Raw genomic sequence first — 16,543 nt, 5'->3', positions numbered from 1 at the left:
AATATTGATCGATTGTAATTAGAATTTATATTGCGTGCTCAGTGCGAAGGTTTGTCCTGGCTTCTCTTCGAATACGGTGACACCCGCGCGCTCGATCTCAATGGCCTCGTCCAGCAGGTTCTGAATCTTGGCCTTGAGAGTGACTTCTGCGGTCGGATACCAGGAGTAAGTAAGGTCCAGGGAGTGGAACGGCTGCTCGTAGCCATCCGGTGCGCCATTGCGACCGGCGATGTAAAGACGCTCCCCGAACACGTTGTAACCCAGGGTTGCCGAGTGGTTACCTTCAGGCGAATCGAAACCGACCAGCATATTTACAACATACTCAGAAGCTTCCGTCATTTCCCGCTCCATATTGGTCGGCGCATCGGCTTCGTCACCGGCAACGAGCTCAGAATCCTGCAGGGTAACGTTGCCCTGTACAAAGAAAGCATCCATGGGCTCACCCATGAAGCCCAATGACTTCATCCCTTCAAATTCAACACCTCTAACCACACCGGATTCGGCATTGACAATTTCACGGGAAATGTTGGTATCACTGGAAGCTCTCTCGAAGAACTCGATAGGATCCCGGACATCCTTGTTAAACAGGGAAACGGTCAGGTTGTCTCCGCTGTCGAAGAACCACTCCGCGCGCACATCCAGGTTGGTAATTTCCGACGGACGAGTATTCGGATTACCACTGATACGCTCACCGGTAATCGGATCAATGTAAATTGCATCGGTAATTTCCCGCAGGTCCGGCCGCACGGCGGTCTTGCTGGCACCAAAACGCAACTGGAACGTCTCCGCCCATAGGTCGCCCATGTACGTCAGCGACAGTGACGGGTAAACCTTATCCTCGTTAAACGAGCGGATTGCATCGGGATCGGCTAGGTCTACCTGAGGATTGTCAACGGTGTTTCCGTAGGGATTCCACTTGATGGCAGCCTGGCTATAGTCCTCCCAGCGGGCACCCGCGGAGACACGCCAGGTTTCATTCAGCGTCCAGTCCACTTTGGCGAAAACTGCGTCGGTCAGGGTGGCCGCGATATAGCTACGGTTATTGCCGGCAACACCGAGTACAAAATCGTTGTCAGCATCGCCGATGTTGCCGTCCGAAAACACCATATCCAGCGGGCCTTGCAGAACGGAACTGTCGGCGTCCTGCTCCAGGACGAGGTTGGTTTCCTTGTAGGTACGCCCCTTGTCAGTGCGAGCCGCGCCACCGCTCAGCTCCAGGGTGGAAGAGGAAAACTCGAGCGGGAGGGTGGCGGACCATCCGTAGTTGATCACCTCATCTTCCAGCTTGGTAAAGCGGTAGCTGGCAGACGGCCCCGCTGCACCGGATACTTGCGAGTCAAGTACTTCGCCAGTAACCGGATCGAAATCGGTTATTGCCGAAACACTTACCTCGTTCGGAATATCGGTTGCCGCTCGTGCATCGGTATAGAACCAATCGACACGTAGATCTTCAGGCATCCAGCCAACTAACGGCAGCAGATGCTTGCTCTGCGGACCAATTGAGTGGCTTCCTTTGACCTGGTTGACCACCATATCGCGCTCTTCATATTTGAGCGAGTACTCCCGGAAGCCATGACCACTCGACACTTCGCCATTTTCGTTGAAGTAATCGCGGATGGCTGTAGAGTCGTCGGTATTGCGGAGATACAGACTGGTTGCAGAAATATCGTGCTCATCGGCGAAATTTACGCCTAGGTTCAGGTTTCCGCTCAAGTCCACGGAATAAATGGACTTATTCTCAGTGTCAATTCGCTCGTCCGGGAAGCCATAGCTGCGCTTCAGCTTGCTTTCTTCACGCAGTTGATTCTTGTAGGAACCGCCAGCGAGGAAGCCAACCTGCCAGCTATCTCCGACATAAAACTGATTGCCAACACTGCCTTTGACGTCATAGTCCGGCTTGCTCGAATCTTCTTCAATCGCGATTTCGCGATTGAGGTTCAGGGCCAGCTCACGGTTTAAGGCAGCTGCCGCGGCGGTAGCTTCCTGTGCATCGGCGTAGACATTGCCTTCTTTAACCAGCGTAGAGCGGATATTCTGCACACCGAAACTGCCGTTGAAGCGCTCCAGCGCTCGATCGATTTCACGTGGCAATGCACGAGTGCCATCGTCGGTACCCAAGTCATCGTCCGAACCGCCGCTGTAACTCAGTACATCCCCTTTGGTTTCGCTGTTAAAGCCACTGCCGATTTCCAGAGAGTAAGTCAGCTGGCCCGGAATGCCCTTTGTGCGGATATCGACATTGCCGCCACCGAAAGTTGCCGCCTGATCGGCAGAATAGCTTTTCTGCACCGCCAGAGACTCGACTACCGAGGTGGGGAAAATATCCAGTGGGATTACGTTACGGGTCAGATCCGGTGACGGCACTGTCGCGCCATTTAGGGTAGTGCTGGAATAGCGCTCACCCAGGCCGCGCACGTAGATGAACTTCTCATTGACCAGCGTCAAGCCGGACACACGGCGTAGCGCAGCAGCCACTGTGGAATCACCAACCCGGCCGATCATTTCTGAACCGAGAATATCGGTAACCACTTCTTCATCCAGGCGCTCTTTGATCAGCATCTCGGCGGAGTCGCGCAGACGCCCCTGGACCATCACTTCTTCGAGTGCGGGAGCGCTCACCTGAGGTGCAGGACCGGCAGAGTTTTCTATCAGTTCAGCATCCTGCGCAAAAGCGCCAGTCCCGAGGGTAGAGGCCGCGGCCACAGCCAATACCAACGGCGCTCTTTGAAATTTTTCGTTCTTAACCATAACCATGGCCTCTTATCGTTTCTGTTCGACACGGTGGAATCGAAGAGGGCGCCGACTCCCGTTGCGAAAGCGGCGCCCCCAGGTCGGGATTCATTCCCTGCAACTAAGCGCTGGGCTTAGTTTTCGAACCACAGCGCCTGACCACGAGCACCGTCATGCAGGCCGTAAGTCCAGCCTTGAGTCCAGTCAGTACCACCCTGGCTCAGCGCACCGATGTAAGCGCGAGCCGCCGCATCCGGAACGATAGTTGTAGCGGCACCGTCTACCATCATGCTGGCAACGTCGATGGAGAAGATGGAGGGGACACCTTCCAACACCTGCAGACCTGTATTGGCAGTTGCAGTCGGGTTGGTTGCACCAGTGATGGTGGCGAACTGGTTACCATTGGCTTCAGCCCACTGCCGAATGGTCTGGCCGCCGGGCAGGTTGCTGCCCTTAACCAGCTCTTCACAGATGAAGAGGTTGGATTTCAGCACCATGTCACCGTCTTCGGCGCCCTGCAGGGTTTCGTCATCGTCGATACGCAGGCAGTAGTTGTTACCGTCACCAACAGTGGCATCGGCGCTGTAGGAAGCCACGACCATGGAGTTGGTCACCTGCGGCATGATGCCCTCGCGGAAACGCCAGCCGGCACCGAAGTCGTGAGTCGCAGCAGCCTTATCGGTCGGAGAAATGATGCAGGTCAGGCCGTCGATTTTCGGGCGGCTGTTGATACCCTGAGCAATCACGGCAGAGTAATCCTGGGCACCATCGTAACTGCCGATACCGTCAGACTCGATACAGTTGGCACCATCGGTCGCACTCTGAATCACCAGAGCATTGGTGATGCTGCCGGAGAAACCCTCGTCCATATCGATGGAATCATCGCGTACGTAAACGGCGAGGAAGTTCTCAACATTTACGGCACCACCGAAGAACTCTATTCCATCATCGTAAGTGGAGTAGGTTTCTATGTTCTTGACGATGGTGCCACTGCCTACAGCCCCCCAGGAAATACCGTTCAGTTCGTCGCCGTTGGCCACAGCTGCACCGGTGTGCTTCACAACTACGTACTGCAATTCACCGGAGTTATCCGCATTGTTGGCGCCGCCGTAGTTTGACTGGTCGGCACCCTCGGAACCTTCCGCATCAACGTGACACTCGGAAGTAGCCAGGTCACCAACTGCAACAGAGCCGGTGTAGTCACACTTGTTGGTTACCCCGAAGCCGTTGATAACCAGGCCGCCCCACTGGGAAACGTCTTCCGGATCAACGGTTCCTTCCACGTCAGACAGAGAGGTAAAGGTGATAGGGGCAGTCTGGCTGCCGCGGGCGATCAACTGGGAGCCCCGGTTGATAACCATGAATTTGGTTTTGTCAGGGAATGCGATGGTTGCCCCGGCCTCGACGGTCAGCTTAGCGCCGTCGCCGCCTTTGACGATGCCGGCAGCAGCCATGTCGGCGTCGTTGTCGAAGTTCTCTCCGACAAACAAACTGCCTTCGAATACGTGCGCACCGCCCTCTTCCAGTGCGGGGATGTACAGATCAACAGTCAGGTTGTTGCCGGAATCCACGAAGCTTGGAGCGTAGAGACAATTCGGAGCAACGAACTCGCCCTGGACAGTCTTGCCAGCTTTCTCGTAGAAAGCACAGGGATTTTCAGTCTCAGCAGGAGCAGGCGTGCTGGTGGAGTTATCGACAGAATTGTCGACGGTTTCCGGCTCAATGTTGATACCACCACTGTCGCAACCGGCCAGCAGAGCGGAGATCGCAGCTGCCAGCAGCAGCTCGTTGTTTACGCGCTTCATAGTTCCCCCTAACGGAAATTTTTGAAAGATCTGGCAGCTAGAAATCTGTTTTTTATGCTTCAGCTATGAGCCCTGAAGTTTTTTAAAAACTGATTTCCAGTTGCCCTGAAACCGTGATTTTTTATTCGCCTTGGCGATTCGGACGCGAGGGAGTGTAGGAAGGGAGTATTGCGAAAATGTTACTTTTGAAGTTCTTTTCGAGAGAATTTGAAATAATTTTCCTTCGAAGCCACCAAAATTACATTTTTATTGCAAACAGGTTTCAACCGAAGATTGAATTGCAATCGACCAGAGCAGAGAACATAGAAATAAAGAAATGAAACGCCCTGACTGAGAGATTGTCAGGGCACCAGCAGGGAATTGAATCAATAGGTACCGAGCAAAAATTCTTTGCCGTCGCTGTGGAGCCAGAGTTTTCCATGGGCCTCGGGCTGCTCACTGCCCTCTTCCGCCCAATTTACCAATTGGTAAAAGACTTCGCGGGAAACACGCGCCTGCAGGCCGTCGCGGACTTCGATATAGGGAACCGGCTGGGGGGGATCGCCGAACGGCTTGAGCTGCCAGTCACTTTTGCGCTTCAGGGGTACCACGTCACCGGTATTGGTGGTGAACAACAGACACTCTGTTCCACCCTCGGACCCCCTCGCCACCTGGGTGGCGACAAAGGGAACGTCCTCCACCAGGATACGCATCTTCTCTACCGGCGTAACCAGAAAGTACTCGTCCCCTTCTCGCTTGAGGATACTGGCAAACAACTTCACCAGTGGCTGGCGGCGTATCTCGGTACCCTCATGAACCCAGCGACCGTCCCGGCGGATCACCATATCCATATCGCCGCACAAATCCGGGTTCCATTTGTGTACCGGCGGGTGCCCGCGAAACTCCCGCTGCAACTGTTGCAGCTGCTGAAATAACGGTTCAGCCAAAGGAGGAGTCCGTCGCCTCGCCGCCGGGGCGCCCTTCTTCCTGATGGCGACGACCGGAGATATCGCCAATATGAACGCCTACGTCCATGATGAACTCCATCAGGCCTTCGCGATCTTCGATCACATCGGCGAAGGACTTGGAGTGATACAGCTCTACTGCACCTTGTACCAGGGCCCAGTAGGTCGAGTAGTAGTAGTAGGGAGGTACCTTTTTCAGCACCCCCTGCTCCATGCGCCGCTCGAATACCCGATTCAGGGCCGAGGCATTGGAATTGCGGATGGCGTGCAGCTCCGCAATCATTTCCGGCGCCAGGTTCAGGGCGATAATTTTTTCTTCCAGGCGCTGAAACAGGCGATCTTTAGACGGATCGGCCATACGCGACTCGAAATAGGCCCGCGCCGGCGCAGTGATATCGCCCTGCTCGGCCGCGGCCAATGCCGTCTTTAATCGCTCGGTCAGGGACTTCTCGTAATCCATCAACAAGCGCATGTAGATCTCTGTCTTGGAGATGAAATGCTTGTAGATGGTGCCCTTACCGATATCCACGCGTTCGGCAATCTGCTCCACGGTGACCTTTTCTTCACCGTGTTCGAGCAGAAGCTCCAGGGCAGCATCCAGAATGCGCTGCTCGCGCGCGCGGAACCGCTGAACCTTCTCTTTTGCCTTGTCCATACTTCCGACCTTACCCGTCCGTAAATTTGGAGACTGAAATTGACTATCCATTCATGAATGATAGGCAATTCACGCCGCTTGGAAAAGCAGATAGAGGAATTAGCTTCTGCCTAAACCGATTCCCCAGCCATAATTGGCTCAATTTTCCGCCAAATTGTGTTAATTGATGCCAGACTAGCACCTGCCACAGACGCGCACTGCTAGCCAGTCTGGTTGCCGCCGGACCCTCAATCCCAGGATAGACATCCTGAAACAGGTAGCGCTAGCCCAACCTAGCCATTTGCTTTCCGTGTGGAGTCGCCCACATCTCTTTCACTGGGCGCCGCCGATGATCGGATTTCAAACCAGATAACCGCGACTGGAGAAAAGCGTGGCTTTTCTGAGAGACGTCACTTTGCTCGCCTGACATCGTTAGCGCTGGCGTCAGGCAACATACCCAGGCTTCGGCTCACCACCGCTATCGGGCCCTCTGGCTGGCCGGGAGAATGAACGCAGAGTTACTTGGACATCCCGAATGACAACTTCGGCAATGGCCAAAGGAGCGACAATTGCTATTATCCGCGCGTCCGAATGGATCCCGAGGGAGCCCAAACAGGCTTCCGCCCACACACTTTTATTTGACAGGCAGTTCACCCATGTTGGAAAAGCTGAGCAAGCTACTTGATGTCGAGGAGTTGGACCGCAACCTGTTCCGCAGCCGTCATCACGTGGAGAATTACCGCAAGATACTCTTCGGTGGTCAGGTTCTGGGGCAGGCGCTGATGGCCGCCACGCGCACCGTCGAAGACCGCATGCCGCACTCGCTGCACGCCTATTTTCTGCGTCCGGGCAGCAGTGAACTGCCGGTGATCTATGATGTGGATCCGATTCGCGACGGTGGCAGCTTCACCACCCGCCGGGTTGTGGCCAAGCAGAAAGGACGCGCCATCTTCAATATGTCCGCGTCTTTTCAAATTCAGGAATCGGGCTTTGACCATCAGGCCGATATGCCAACCGATGGGGTTCCCGCACCAGAAAGCCTGAAGAACACGCAGCAATTGGCGCAGGAGGCGGGGCTAGTCAGTCCACAGCACGACCAACGCCGTTACATGATCGATTTCCGCCCAGTGGACCCACAGGTTTACTTCGGTGCCGAAGTACGCGAAGCCCGCTGCATGCACTGGCTGCGTGTGGAAGGCGAGATGTCCGACGACCCGCTGGAGCACCGCTGCGCGCTGTGTTACGCCTCGGACCTGGCCCTGCTCGGGACCGCCCTGCAGCCGCACCCCATTTCCCTGTTTGACCCGCACCTGATGCCGGCCAGCCTCGATCACGCCATGTGGTTTCACCGCGACTTCCGGGCCGACGACTGGCTGCTGTACGTGACCGACAGCCCCTCTGCCAGCGGCGCGCGTGGCTTCTGTCGCGGCCAGATCTTCACCCGCGAGGGCGTCCTCGTGGCCTCCACCGCCCAGGAGGGGCTGATCAGACAAATTAAAAGTTAAATCAATGGTTTACAGCGGGGAATTGGCTGTTATAATGCGCCCCGCTTCGTTGATGAAGCACCTCAAAAAGTCGGTGAGTAGCGCAGCCTGGTAGCGCACTTCGTTCGGGACGAAGGGGTCGGAGGTTCGAATCCTCTCTCACCGACCATTTTCTTACCCCCCCCCTTTAGCTAGTATCCAAGCACTCCGATCTCAACGAGGCTCGAGGCGTAGCCAGCAGAGACCAGTGAGCCCGCAGGGTGAAGCTAATCCTCTCTCACCGACCTTTTTCGCCAACCCTTTGGCACTTGAAGAGTATTGGCGCCCAGCCAACATCAAACAAACCGATCATACTGACCCAAAGCCAGCACAATCAGTCGATTGGTTAGATCGCATTCAGCGTTTTCAGCCAGAGCTCCTGCTGTCTACAAACAGACAGCAAGACAGCGCTCGATTAAGGTCCCTGCTGAATCCGTAACTACCGATCTGCAGACGGAACATACCTCTCAGAGGTGGCTGCATATCCAACACAATGTCGCCAAACCAATCTGGATTGACGGTGTTCCAGCACCGGGAGACGTGCCCCCCCACTTTTCTCCCAACCCGGTATCAATCGGCGCAGATTGACACTGCTCCACGTGGAACAGGAGCTTACAAGCGACATGTTCCACCGATGCCGTTCCAGGCTCTGAATCCGCACCTATTCGGATCTAGTTCACCGCCCTCAGTCGACGCCCGGCAATTTTTATCCAACAACTCATTAGGTTTTTGTGCACGTTTTTGCACGTCTAGACGTCGAAAAGGCGGTGAAATCTGGATGGCTTATAGACCAAGGCAGCACCGCCAGACCACCCGAAGCGGAAGCCTACCTACCCCCTAAGGAATAACTCCACCCCCTAGCTAAAGTTGGAGCCTTACCGATTGCAGACGGAGGCGACTCACACATGCTTCTCCGTCCCACTGTCATTTTCGCGGCTGATTGCGCCTCTTTACCCACCAGAACACACGACAAATCGCTGATCAAAATTTAGCCACAGCGTTCAACCTTACTCAGCCGACACTCCCCTACGCTAAAACTGCTCACTTTTTAATCGCCCTGAGCATTGTTCGACCCGCTCGGTCGATCTTTACGACAAGACGGCCGCTGCTGGAGACAGGAACTTGAAGTACACGGAGTTAAGAACATGAACAAAACCCTTGTGGATGATCAGGATACGGAATGCCGGTCTCGACGCAAAAGACGAAGAAAGTTTGGTGTCAAACTGAGAACCATCTGTGGAGCTGTGGGGCTTGCGCTGATCAGTTCTGTCGGAATGTCACCCCTGGCCGAAGCACAACCTTTCCCATTCGAGCTGGAAGGCGATATCGAGAACGACAACGATGCTACTTTCCCCGGCATAGACTGGGCGGACGTGTTGGATAATTTAGGCCCCGGCTCCGTATTTGTTGTGGATACAAACCCCGATGGAACGCAATTTACTCAAGGGGGATCCAAGGATGAGCAAGAGATTGCCAATTGGCGATGGAAAGAGGGAACTCCACTGGACAAAAACAATATAACCGCGGGTGCCGCCACTCTTGTTGAGTACGATGGTGACAAGCACATTGCATTTGGTGGCACCAGGTTTTCCACTGACGGCAATGCCCAGATTGGCCTCTGGTTCCTTCAGGATGACGTCACCAATATCGCTGGAGGGACCTTTACCGGTGATCACCGTGAAAATGACCTTCTTTTACTGATCAATTTCATTCAGGGTGGTACCGACCCGACAATTGAGGCATTCCTTTGGAAAGATGATGCGGATGATGGTCAAGCAGGTGACCAGCCCGGCTTGGTGCCGCTCCCATTGGACTTCGGCACTTGTGACACAAGTACAGCCTGGTTAGCGGCAGGGGATGAGGCTTGTGCGATTGCCAACGCAGTCTTGGAGGAGGCCTCTGACCATGACTGGGAACACCTAGATAAGGATGGCAATGTTGATTTGGTGCCCAATATTTTCGCGGAAGGCATCATCAATCTCAGCGCATTCGAGATCGATGGAAATGGCACGACCCTTGCTGATTTGTGTTTTAGTACTTTTCTAATCGAAACACGCAGTTCGCAATCAATCACCGCACGCTTATTCGACTTCATCCTGGGAGAGCTCGAGAGCTGCGGTCTCGAGGTAACCAAGCAGTGCGAAGCTGCCAACGGTGGCGCCGTCACGAATGGCCAGGTTAGCTACACGATATTCGGAACGGTAACGGCGAATGGCGGTACCATCTTCGATATCAATCTCGACGATACACCGCCGGGCGATGGAGTGCTGGACGGCGATTTCGACTGGTTCGCGTGTGACGGCGACGATCTGCCCACCGGTCCGGTACTCGATACCGGAGAGCTCGACTCCCTCAATGGCAAGGTCTGTTACCTGAATTCGATGACCGGCTCTGCCGTCAATGGATTCAACGGCGGCACCAATGTGATCTCGGTTACCGGGGCGATAACCGACGGCGGCACTGATACGCTTTCGGCCGGCCCCGCAATGGCTGACTGCCCTACAATTCCCGTCAATGTCGTGGTGGTTCCGGACAAATCCTGTACCGCAGCCGTGAAAGTCGACGCCAATCAGGTAGTCGCAGAGGTTACGGCCACCGGTCAGGTGTGCAATACCGGCGACGTCCCCGTCACGCAAGTCAAAATCTTTAACAATCCCGCGGGTAACGGGGATACGGATGTGGTGCTGGTGGCCGAATTCGCTACGCTGGATCCCGGCGCTGAGAACTGTGTCGAATACTCTACAACCTACACACCGGCGGTAGCGAACGACGCAGAGGACAATCCCACCACCTGTGCCAATGAGGTGTTTTTCAAGGATGTGGTCACGGTTGAGTTCTTCAATCCTGTAACAGACGAGACCGAGGAAGTGGAAACCAGCGCGATGTGTCCTTTCTGCTTCGAGAACTGCGAGAACGAGGCCAATGGTAACGGCTCTCCCTAGCCAAACTTGCCAACCAGCCGGTTGAGGCTGGTGAGATCCAGGCATATCGCCAGAGCGCGGGGGGCTGAGCCCCCCATTTCTCGACACCCTTCCCCCCCCGAGTCTTTCAGCGACTGCACTTGAAACTGGCACGAGGGCACGAGTACCCTCTTTTGCTGTCAAAACTCACCCGTGCAGCAACCCTAGCAGGACACCATGCTGAAGCAGATGCCCGCTCTCGTCCTCCCAACCCTCATTTGCCTGTGCCTGGCCATCGCCTCACCGGCAGCGCTCAGCGATACCTATAAGCTCCTCTATACGGCGCATATCGACCCGAAATCCGGTACTGCGCACGTGGAGATCGAGCTGGATGGGAAAACCCTGCCCAAGAAACTGTCACTGAACCTGAGCTCCGGTCGCTATTCAGATGTCACCAGCGATCGAGGGCTTGAACTGAGCGATGACAGGGCCATCTGGCGCCCCGAGGGGACACGAGCGAGCCTCAGTTACCGGTTTGCGATAAACAACAAGAAAGGCAGCGGCAGCTACGACTCCCGCATTACCGAGGACTGGGCCATCCTACGCAGCGACAAGCTGATTCCGCCGATGTCGGTCACCGGCAAAGGCCGCTCCAAGGCCGAACTCCAGCTGGAGATGCCGGAGGGCTGGTCGTCGGCACTTCCCTATCCTGAGATCGGCGAGCACCACTACCGTCTAAAGGATGCCGGACGCCGCTTCGTGCGCCCGAAGGGCTGGATGATTGTCGGCAACATCGGCAGTCGCCAGGACATCATCGCCGGCGTGGACACCAAGGTGGCGGCGCCGCTCGGTGAGGACATTCACCGTCAGGACACCCTGGCCTTCCTCAACTGGAACCTGCCGGAAATCAAAGAGGTATTCCCCAAATTCCCCAAATACCTGCTGGTTGTCAGTGCCGGAGACCCTATGTGGCGCGGCGGTTTGTCCGGCACCCGCTCGCTATACATGCACGCCGACCGACCGATGATCAGCGGCAACCGTACCAGCAGTATGATCCACGAGCTGGTGCATGTCGCCACCGGCATTCGCGGCGACAAGAAGAGCGACTGGATTGTCGAGGGGCTGGCAGAGTACTACTCCCTCGAGATACTGCGCCGCTCCGGCGGCATCAGCCAGCGCCGCTACGATGAGGCGATGGACAAGCTGGCCGACTGGGGAAAGAAGGCACCCAGCCTGTTGGTGAGACGCTCCTCTGGCCCGGTCACCGCCCGCGCAGTGGGGGTAATGCGCGAATTGGACAGAGAGATCCGTGCTGCCAGTGATGGTAAGGCCAGCATCGACGATGTCGCACGGGGCCTGGCGGAAAAGCGCGGCGAGGTGACGCTGGACAGATTCAGGCAACTGGCAGAAAAGGCTGCCGGGAGGCCGGTCAAAGCCCTCGACAGAGACAATTTGCGCGACAAGAGCCCCTGAACAGCCAAATCGCGGACAAAAAAAAGCCCTGACGACGGGGGGGGGGGAGAGCGTCAGGGCCAAGACCATTAGGAGTGAAACTTGGAGGATTTCATCCTTACTACACAGCGGGCGAGTACCTAGTGGGACGCCCTACCGGCATTACTAAACACATTTGGGGGAGTTGTGTTAGCCAGTTAAAGGAAGTATTGAACACCGCCGGGAGATTGCCAGCCGGGCTCCGGAGAAATTTAGATCAAATAGAAATATTTTCCTTAGAAGTAGTGCTAAAAGTTATTAAGCGCCCTGCCCCACTGTGCAAAACGGACTTTCCCACTTTTTAATCGCCGCCCCCGAGGCGGTGACTACAGTGCTTGACTAATCCGGAGCAGTCCCTAGAATAGCGCCTTCTTACACGCCCCGCTGCGCGTAAGTATAAGAAAATGCTGGGATTTTTCGTTTCAATCCGATAGAATCCGCGGCGTTTTCATTTCCGCCAAGCGCGGGAATATCTGGCCAGGTAGCATAGAGATCATGCAGCAGACTGCAGCTCCAGCGCCCGTGGCCAATAGAGAGTGCCGGTGACATCGAACCGGCGGAGCGAAAGCTCTGAATTTGATGTTAAGGCTAGGTGGCAGAGTGGTCATGCAGCGGACTGCAACTCCGTGTACGCCGGTTCGATTCCGACCCTAGCCTCCATTTTCTCCATCGCCGGCTTCTCCCTGTGAAGCACTGCGACTAGCGAGGCCCCGATCCAAACTTCGGGCACCACTGTGAGATCCTCGCACACCTCCCGCCCGGGTGGTGAAATTGGTAGACACAAGGGATTTAAAATCCCTCGGCTTCTGGCCGTGCGGGTTCAAGTCCCGCCCCGGGCACCAATACATATCTCAGCCCCGTACCCTCTCCACCTCCGACATTCATACACAGCATTTAAGCGCGGGGCCGCAAGACCGGCGATTCTATGCTGCTCGGACGGGTTCAGAGCCACAGCACGGCACCTTCACGTCAAAAGAGAAAGTTAAGGGTCTTCGGAAGCTCGAGAACACGGATCAGATTGGCGCCGCCGGGCTTCGCGCCAAACGGCTCGATTGTAGAAAGCAGGTGCAACTATCCAGAATTCTCAGCTGGCTTCCGCTGGCCACCGACACGGCCGGATAGAATGCTGATTCCTCGACAGCTCCGGGGCTACAAGCCCCCGCTATTCTCATCGCTGGTCAAGGTCGGCCAGGCTGCGCGCAGATACAGGACCATACTCCACAGCGTCAGCGCCGCGGCAACATATAGCAGCACATAGCCAATCGCCTCCATAACCGGATACTCGCGCACATCAAAAGCGAGCAGCACAATAATTGCGGCTATCTGCGCCGTAGTTTTTATCTTGCCGATATAAGAAACGGCCACACTACTGCGCTTACCGAGTTCCGCCATCCACTCGCGCAGGCCGGATACGGCGATTTCGCGACCAATGATCACAGCTGCGGCGATAGTGAACCAGGGACTTTTATGCAGGCCAACCAACAGCACCAGCGCGGTGGCGACCATCAGCTTGTCGGCAACGGGATCCAGGAAGGCGCCGAACGGCGTGCTCTGGTTGAGTTTGCGAGCGATGTAGCCGTCCAGCCAATCGGTAGCGGCGGCCGCGGCAAAAATCACCGCGGAAGCGATATAGCTCCACTTGTAGGGCAGATAGAAGACCACGACAAAAACGGGTATCAGTGCGACGCGTAGCAGTGTTAATTGGTTGGCGAGAGTCATGCTATTCCCTGTACTTGCGGTGGGCGTAACTTATCAGGCCGTCGCAAAAATTGAAACGCCCACCGGGGCACCAGCGCATAATCATTGCCAGACGCCCCGAGCAGACTATTCATTGTGTAATGCCGAGTATATATCCTGAGCGAGCTTGCGACTGACTCCCTCTACCCCGGCAATCTCGTCCACCGATGCACGGCGAATCTCCTGCAGTCCGCCGAAATGGCGCAGTAGCGCCCGGCGGCGCGCCGGACCGACGCCGGGAATCCCCTCCAGTGGTGATTCACGCCGTTTCTTGTCGCGCCGCTGGCGGTGGCCGGTAATGGCAAAGCGGTGGGCCTCGTCGCGCACCTGCTGGATCAAGTGCAGCGCCGGTGAATCAGCGGACATTACCAGCTCTTTGTTACTGGCAACCACGTGCAGGGTTTCGAAGCCCGCTTTCCGCGTTGTGCCCTTGGCGACACCGACAATCTGAACGCCGACCACGCCGAGCTCATTGAGGGCCTCTACCGCCTGGCGCACCTGCCCCTTGCCGCCGTCAATCAGGAGAATATTGGGGAATTTGCCCTCCCCGCTCGACAGGCGCGTGTAGCGCCGCTTCAGGGCCTGCGCCATGGCCGCGTAATCGTCACCGGGCTGGATGTTTTCGATATTGAAGCGCCGGTAGTCCGACTTGACCGGGCCACCGGTATCGAAGACCACGCATGAAGCGACGGTGGCCTCGCCAGCGGAGTGACTGATATCGAAACACTCGAGACGTTCCGGCAACTGCTCCAGCTCCAAGGCTTCCTGCAGGGCCTCAAAACGATTTTGTAGCTTCTGTTGCGCCGCGGTACGGCTATTGAGGTTCTGCTCTGCCGCCTGCTGCGCCATGGTTACCCAGGTGGCCCGATTACCCCGCAGCCGGTGGACAATGGAAACATCCCGGCCACTTTGCTCGGTCAGCGCTTGCTGCAGGGGCTCCAGGTCTTCCACAGGCTCAGAAATCAAGATCTCCCGCGGTACTTCGCGCTGGCTGCCGAGGTAGAACTGGGGAATAAATGCCGACAGCAGCTCCGCGCTGGACAGCCCCAGGCGCTCGTCCGGGAAATAGCTGCGACTGCCGAGTATGCGGCCCTGACGGATAAACAGAATGTGGACACAGCAGCTGCCTCCCTGGCTCGCCACGCCAAGCACATCCACATCACCGTGGGAGCGCTCCGCCACTTGGTCGGCCTGCAGCCGCCGCAATGCGGAGATCTGGTCGCGGAGTCGCGCCGCTCTCTCGAACTCCAACGCCCGCGAAGCGCGATCCATCTCGTCGGCGAGTTCACGGATAATCTTGTCGCTCTTGCCGGTCAGGAACATCTCTGCGTGACGGACATCTTGGCGATAGTCCTCTTCGCTGATGAAGTCTACGCAGGGCGCCGTACAACGCTGTATCTGGTATTGCAGGCACGGACGTGAGCGGTTGCGGAACACGCTGTCCTCGCAAGAGCGGATGCGAAAGGTTTTCTGCAGAAAATTCAAACTGTCGCGCACGGAGGATGCATTGGGAAAAGGGCCGAAATACTGCCCTTTCTTGCGTTTGCTGCCGCGATGGAATGCTATCCGTGGAAAGGTGTCTTTACTCGACAGAAAAATATACGGGTAGCCCTTATCGTCTTTCAGCATGACGTTGTAGGGCGGCCGCTGGGATTTTATCAGGCTCTGCTCCAGTACCAGCGCCTCCGTTTCGCTGCGGGCAACGGTGACTTCGATACTGTTGATACGCTGCACCAACGCCATGGTCTTGGCGGTGAGGCCGGATGCGCGAAAGTAGCTGGAGAGACGATTGCGCAGGTTCTTAGCCTTACCCACATAGAGGATTTTGCCATCGGCGTCGAACATCTGATAGACGCCGGGCTTGCGGGTGACGGTAGAAAGGAAGCGTTTGCTGTCGAACATCTGGCAGTCAATTAGAAAGGGAAGGTACGGCCAATTACGCGGCCGCGGACCCGGTTACGCCGTGAGAACAAGCTCCACGATTAGAGCGCAGCTTCCGGATCCAGTATATGGTACTTAACCGCCAGCAGCGTCAGCTCCACATCGCTGTGAATGCCCAGCTTTTCGAAAATGCGGTAGCGGTAACTGTTGACCGTCTTGGGGCTGACCGACAACGTCTCGGCAATATCCGCGACCTTGGTGCCGTTGACGATCATATCGGCGATTTGCAGCTCGCGCTTGGACAGGTCATCAAACGGCGAGTTTTTATCCGATTTGCCACTGACATTGCGCAGGGCCATCTTGGTGGCCATGGAGCTGCTGATAAATACATCGCCGCGAACGACGGCGCGGATGGCCTTTACCATCTCTTCCAGATCGGCGCCCTTGGTGACATAGCCCATGGCGCCGGCCTGCATCAATCGACCCGGGAACAGGTCATCGTCCAGCGCGCTGACGGCGACCACCTTGGCTTCGGGGCAACGGGAAAGCAGCTTGCGGGTCGCCTCAAGCCCCCCCATGCCGGGCATCTTGACGTCCATCAGGATGACATCCACATCGGCCTCACGCACGAAAGCGAGCGCCTCTTCGCCGCTGTTCGCCTCGCCGACGACCTGTATACCACTGACGTCACCCAACATGCGCGATATACCCATGCGCACCAAGTCGTGATCGTCCACCACTAAGACTTTGATCAATTTAGCCCCAACTACGGATATATGCAGTGGCTGCGTTGCGCGAATTCCCCGGCCGCACGCGCCCTTATGACTGCGTTCTTGTTTTTGCCCACGAGGTTTCCTACCTCGCATAGATCCATCCACAGAGCCTTATCGCAACATAC

General features: G+C 56.2%; 10 protein-coding genes and 3 tRNA genes. 6 read left to right on the top strand and 7 right to left on the bottom strand.

Annotation, left to right across the window (positions count from 1 at the left end):
- Positions 1 to 18: 18 nt before the first annotated feature.
- From BLW36_RS02035 to BLW36_RS02020, 4 genes are all read right to left on the bottom strand, one after another.
- Entirely contained in the window at positions 19 to 2,748 is a 2,730-nt protein-coding gene (locus BLW36_RS02035) for a TonB-dependent receptor domain-containing protein (RefSeq protein ID WP_091386860.1), read from the bottom strand.
- Between the two features lie 116 nt (positions 2,749 to 2,864).
- Positions 2,865 to 4,535: a serine/threonine protein kinase gene (locus BLW36_RS02030; protein ID WP_091384628.1), complete on the bottom strand. Its 1,671-nt coding sequence runs from the start codon at positions 4,533 to 4,535 to the stop codon at positions 2,865 to 2,867.
- Between the two features lie 365 nt (positions 4,536 to 4,900).
- Positions 4,901 to 5,461: a DUF1285 domain-containing protein gene (locus BLW36_RS02025; RefSeq protein WP_091384627.1), complete on the bottom strand. Its 561-nt coding sequence runs from the start codon at positions 5,459 to 5,461 to the stop codon at positions 4,901 to 4,903.
- Entirely contained in the window at positions 5,454 to 6,134 is a 681-nt protein-coding gene (locus BLW36_RS02020) for a TetR/AcrR family transcriptional regulator (RefSeq protein WP_091384625.1), read from the bottom strand. The genes BLW36_RS02025 and BLW36_RS02020 overlap by 8 nt, the downstream gene beginning before the upstream one ends.
- A 635-nt stretch (positions 6,135 to 6,769) precedes the next feature.
- Here BLW36_RS02020 and BLW36_RS02015 point away from each other — a divergent pair.
- The 6 genes from BLW36_RS02015 (at position 6,770) to BLW36_RS01990 (ending at position 12,869) form a co-directional block, all read left to right on the top strand.
- Positions 6,770 to 7,618: an acyl-CoA thioesterase gene (locus BLW36_RS02015; RefSeq protein ID WP_091384623.1), complete on the top strand. Its 849-nt coding sequence runs from the start codon at positions 6,770 to 6,772 to the stop codon at positions 7,616 to 7,618.
- Positions 7,619 to 7,689: 71 nt separating this feature from the next.
- A tRNA-Pro gene (locus tag BLW36_RS02010) sits at positions 7,690 to 7,766 on the top strand.
- Positions 7,767 to 8,781: 1,015 nt separating this feature from the next.
- On the top strand, positions 8,782 to 10,578 hold the full coding sequence (locus tag BLW36_RS02005; protein WP_139304795.1) for a hypothetical protein: 1,797 nt from the start codon (positions 8,782 to 8,784) through the stop codon (positions 10,576 to 10,578).
- 195 nt (positions 10,579 to 10,773) lie between these two features.
- Positions 10,774 to 12,009, top strand: coding sequence for a hypothetical protein (locus tag BLW36_RS02000; protein WP_091384620.1), 1,236 nt, complete (start codon positions 10,774 to 10,776; stop codon positions 12,007 to 12,009).
- Between the two features lie 604 nt (positions 12,010 to 12,613).
- Positions 12,614 to 12,687 (top strand) — tRNA-Cys (locus BLW36_RS01995).
- Positions 12,688 to 12,783: 96 nt separating this feature from the next.
- A tRNA-Leu gene (locus BLW36_RS01990) sits at positions 12,784 to 12,869 on the top strand.
- 307 nt (positions 12,870 to 13,176) lie between these two features.
- On the opposite strand, the gene pgsA is transcribed toward BLW36_RS01990, so the two are convergent.
- From pgsA to uvrY, 3 genes are all read right to left on the bottom strand, one after another.
- The gene (gene pgsA, locus BLW36_RS01985; RefSeq protein WP_091384618.1) at positions 13,177 to 13,746 is read right to left on the bottom strand and encodes a CDP-diacylglycerol--glycerol-3-phosphate 3-phosphatidyltransferase; all 570 of its coding nucleotides are present in this window, start codon (positions 13,744 to 13,746) and stop codon (positions 13,177 to 13,179) included.
- 105 nt (positions 13,747 to 13,851) lie between these two features.
- Positions 13,852 to 15,666 (bottom strand): excinuclease ABC subunit UvrC, encoded by a 1,815-nt coding sequence (gene uvrC, locus BLW36_RS01980; RefSeq protein ID WP_091384616.1) that lies wholly within the window; start codon positions 15,664 to 15,666, stop codon positions 13,852 to 13,854.
- 80 nt (positions 15,667 to 15,746) lie between these two features.
- Positions 15,747 to 16,400 carry a UvrY/SirA/GacA family response regulator transcription factor gene (gene uvrY / locus BLW36_RS01975; RefSeq protein ID WP_091384613.1) on the bottom strand — a complete coding sequence of 218 codons (654 nt, stop codon included), beginning with the start codon at positions 16,398 to 16,400 and terminating at the stop codon, positions 15,747 to 15,749.
- Between the last annotated feature and the right edge of the window lie 143 nt (positions 16,401 to 16,543).

Source organism: Microbulbifer marinus (genome assembly GCF_900107725.1).
Classification (GTDB): domain Bacteria; phylum Pseudomonadota; class Gammaproteobacteria; order Pseudomonadales; family Cellvibrionaceae; genus Microbulbifer; species Microbulbifer marinus.
Note: the sequence above shows the minus strand (reverse complement) of the source record. Positions and strands in the feature narration are given on the sequence as shown.

What these genes read in the sequence shown, in the direction of transcription:
- pgsA (WP_091384618.1), bottom strand. Translation starts at nt 13,746, where the DNA reads ATGACTCTCGCCAACCAATTAACACTGCTACGCGTCGCACTGATACCC.
- uvrC (WP_091384616.1), bottom strand. Translation starts at nt 15,666, where the DNA reads ATGTTCGACAGCAAACGCTTCCTTTCTACCGTCACCCGCAAGCCCGGC.
- BLW36_RS02030 (WP_091384628.1), bottom strand. Translation starts at nt 4,535, where the DNA reads ATGAAGCGCGTAAACAACGAGCTGCTGCTGGCAGCTGCGATCTCCGCT.
- BLW36_RS02020 (WP_091384625.1), bottom strand. Translation starts at nt 6,134, where the DNA reads ATGGACAAGGCAAAAGAGAAGGTTCAGCGGTTCCGCGCGCGCGAGCAG.
- BLW36_RS02000 (WP_091384620.1), top strand. Translation starts at nt 10,774, where the DNA reads ATGCTGAAGCAGATGCCCGCTCTCGTCCTCCCAACCCTCATTTGCCTG.
- BLW36_RS02035 (WP_091386860.1), bottom strand. Translation starts at nt 2,748, where the DNA reads ATGGTTAAGAACGAAAAATTTCAAAGAGCGCCGTTGGTATTGGCTGTG.
- BLW36_RS02015 (WP_091384623.1), top strand. Translation starts at nt 6,770, where the DNA reads ATGTTGGAAAAGCTGAGCAAGCTACTTGATGTCGAGGAGTTGGACCGC.
- BLW36_RS02005 (WP_139304795.1), top strand. Translation starts at nt 8,782, where the DNA reads ATGAACAAAACCCTTGTGGATGATCAGGATACGGAATGCCGGTCTCGA.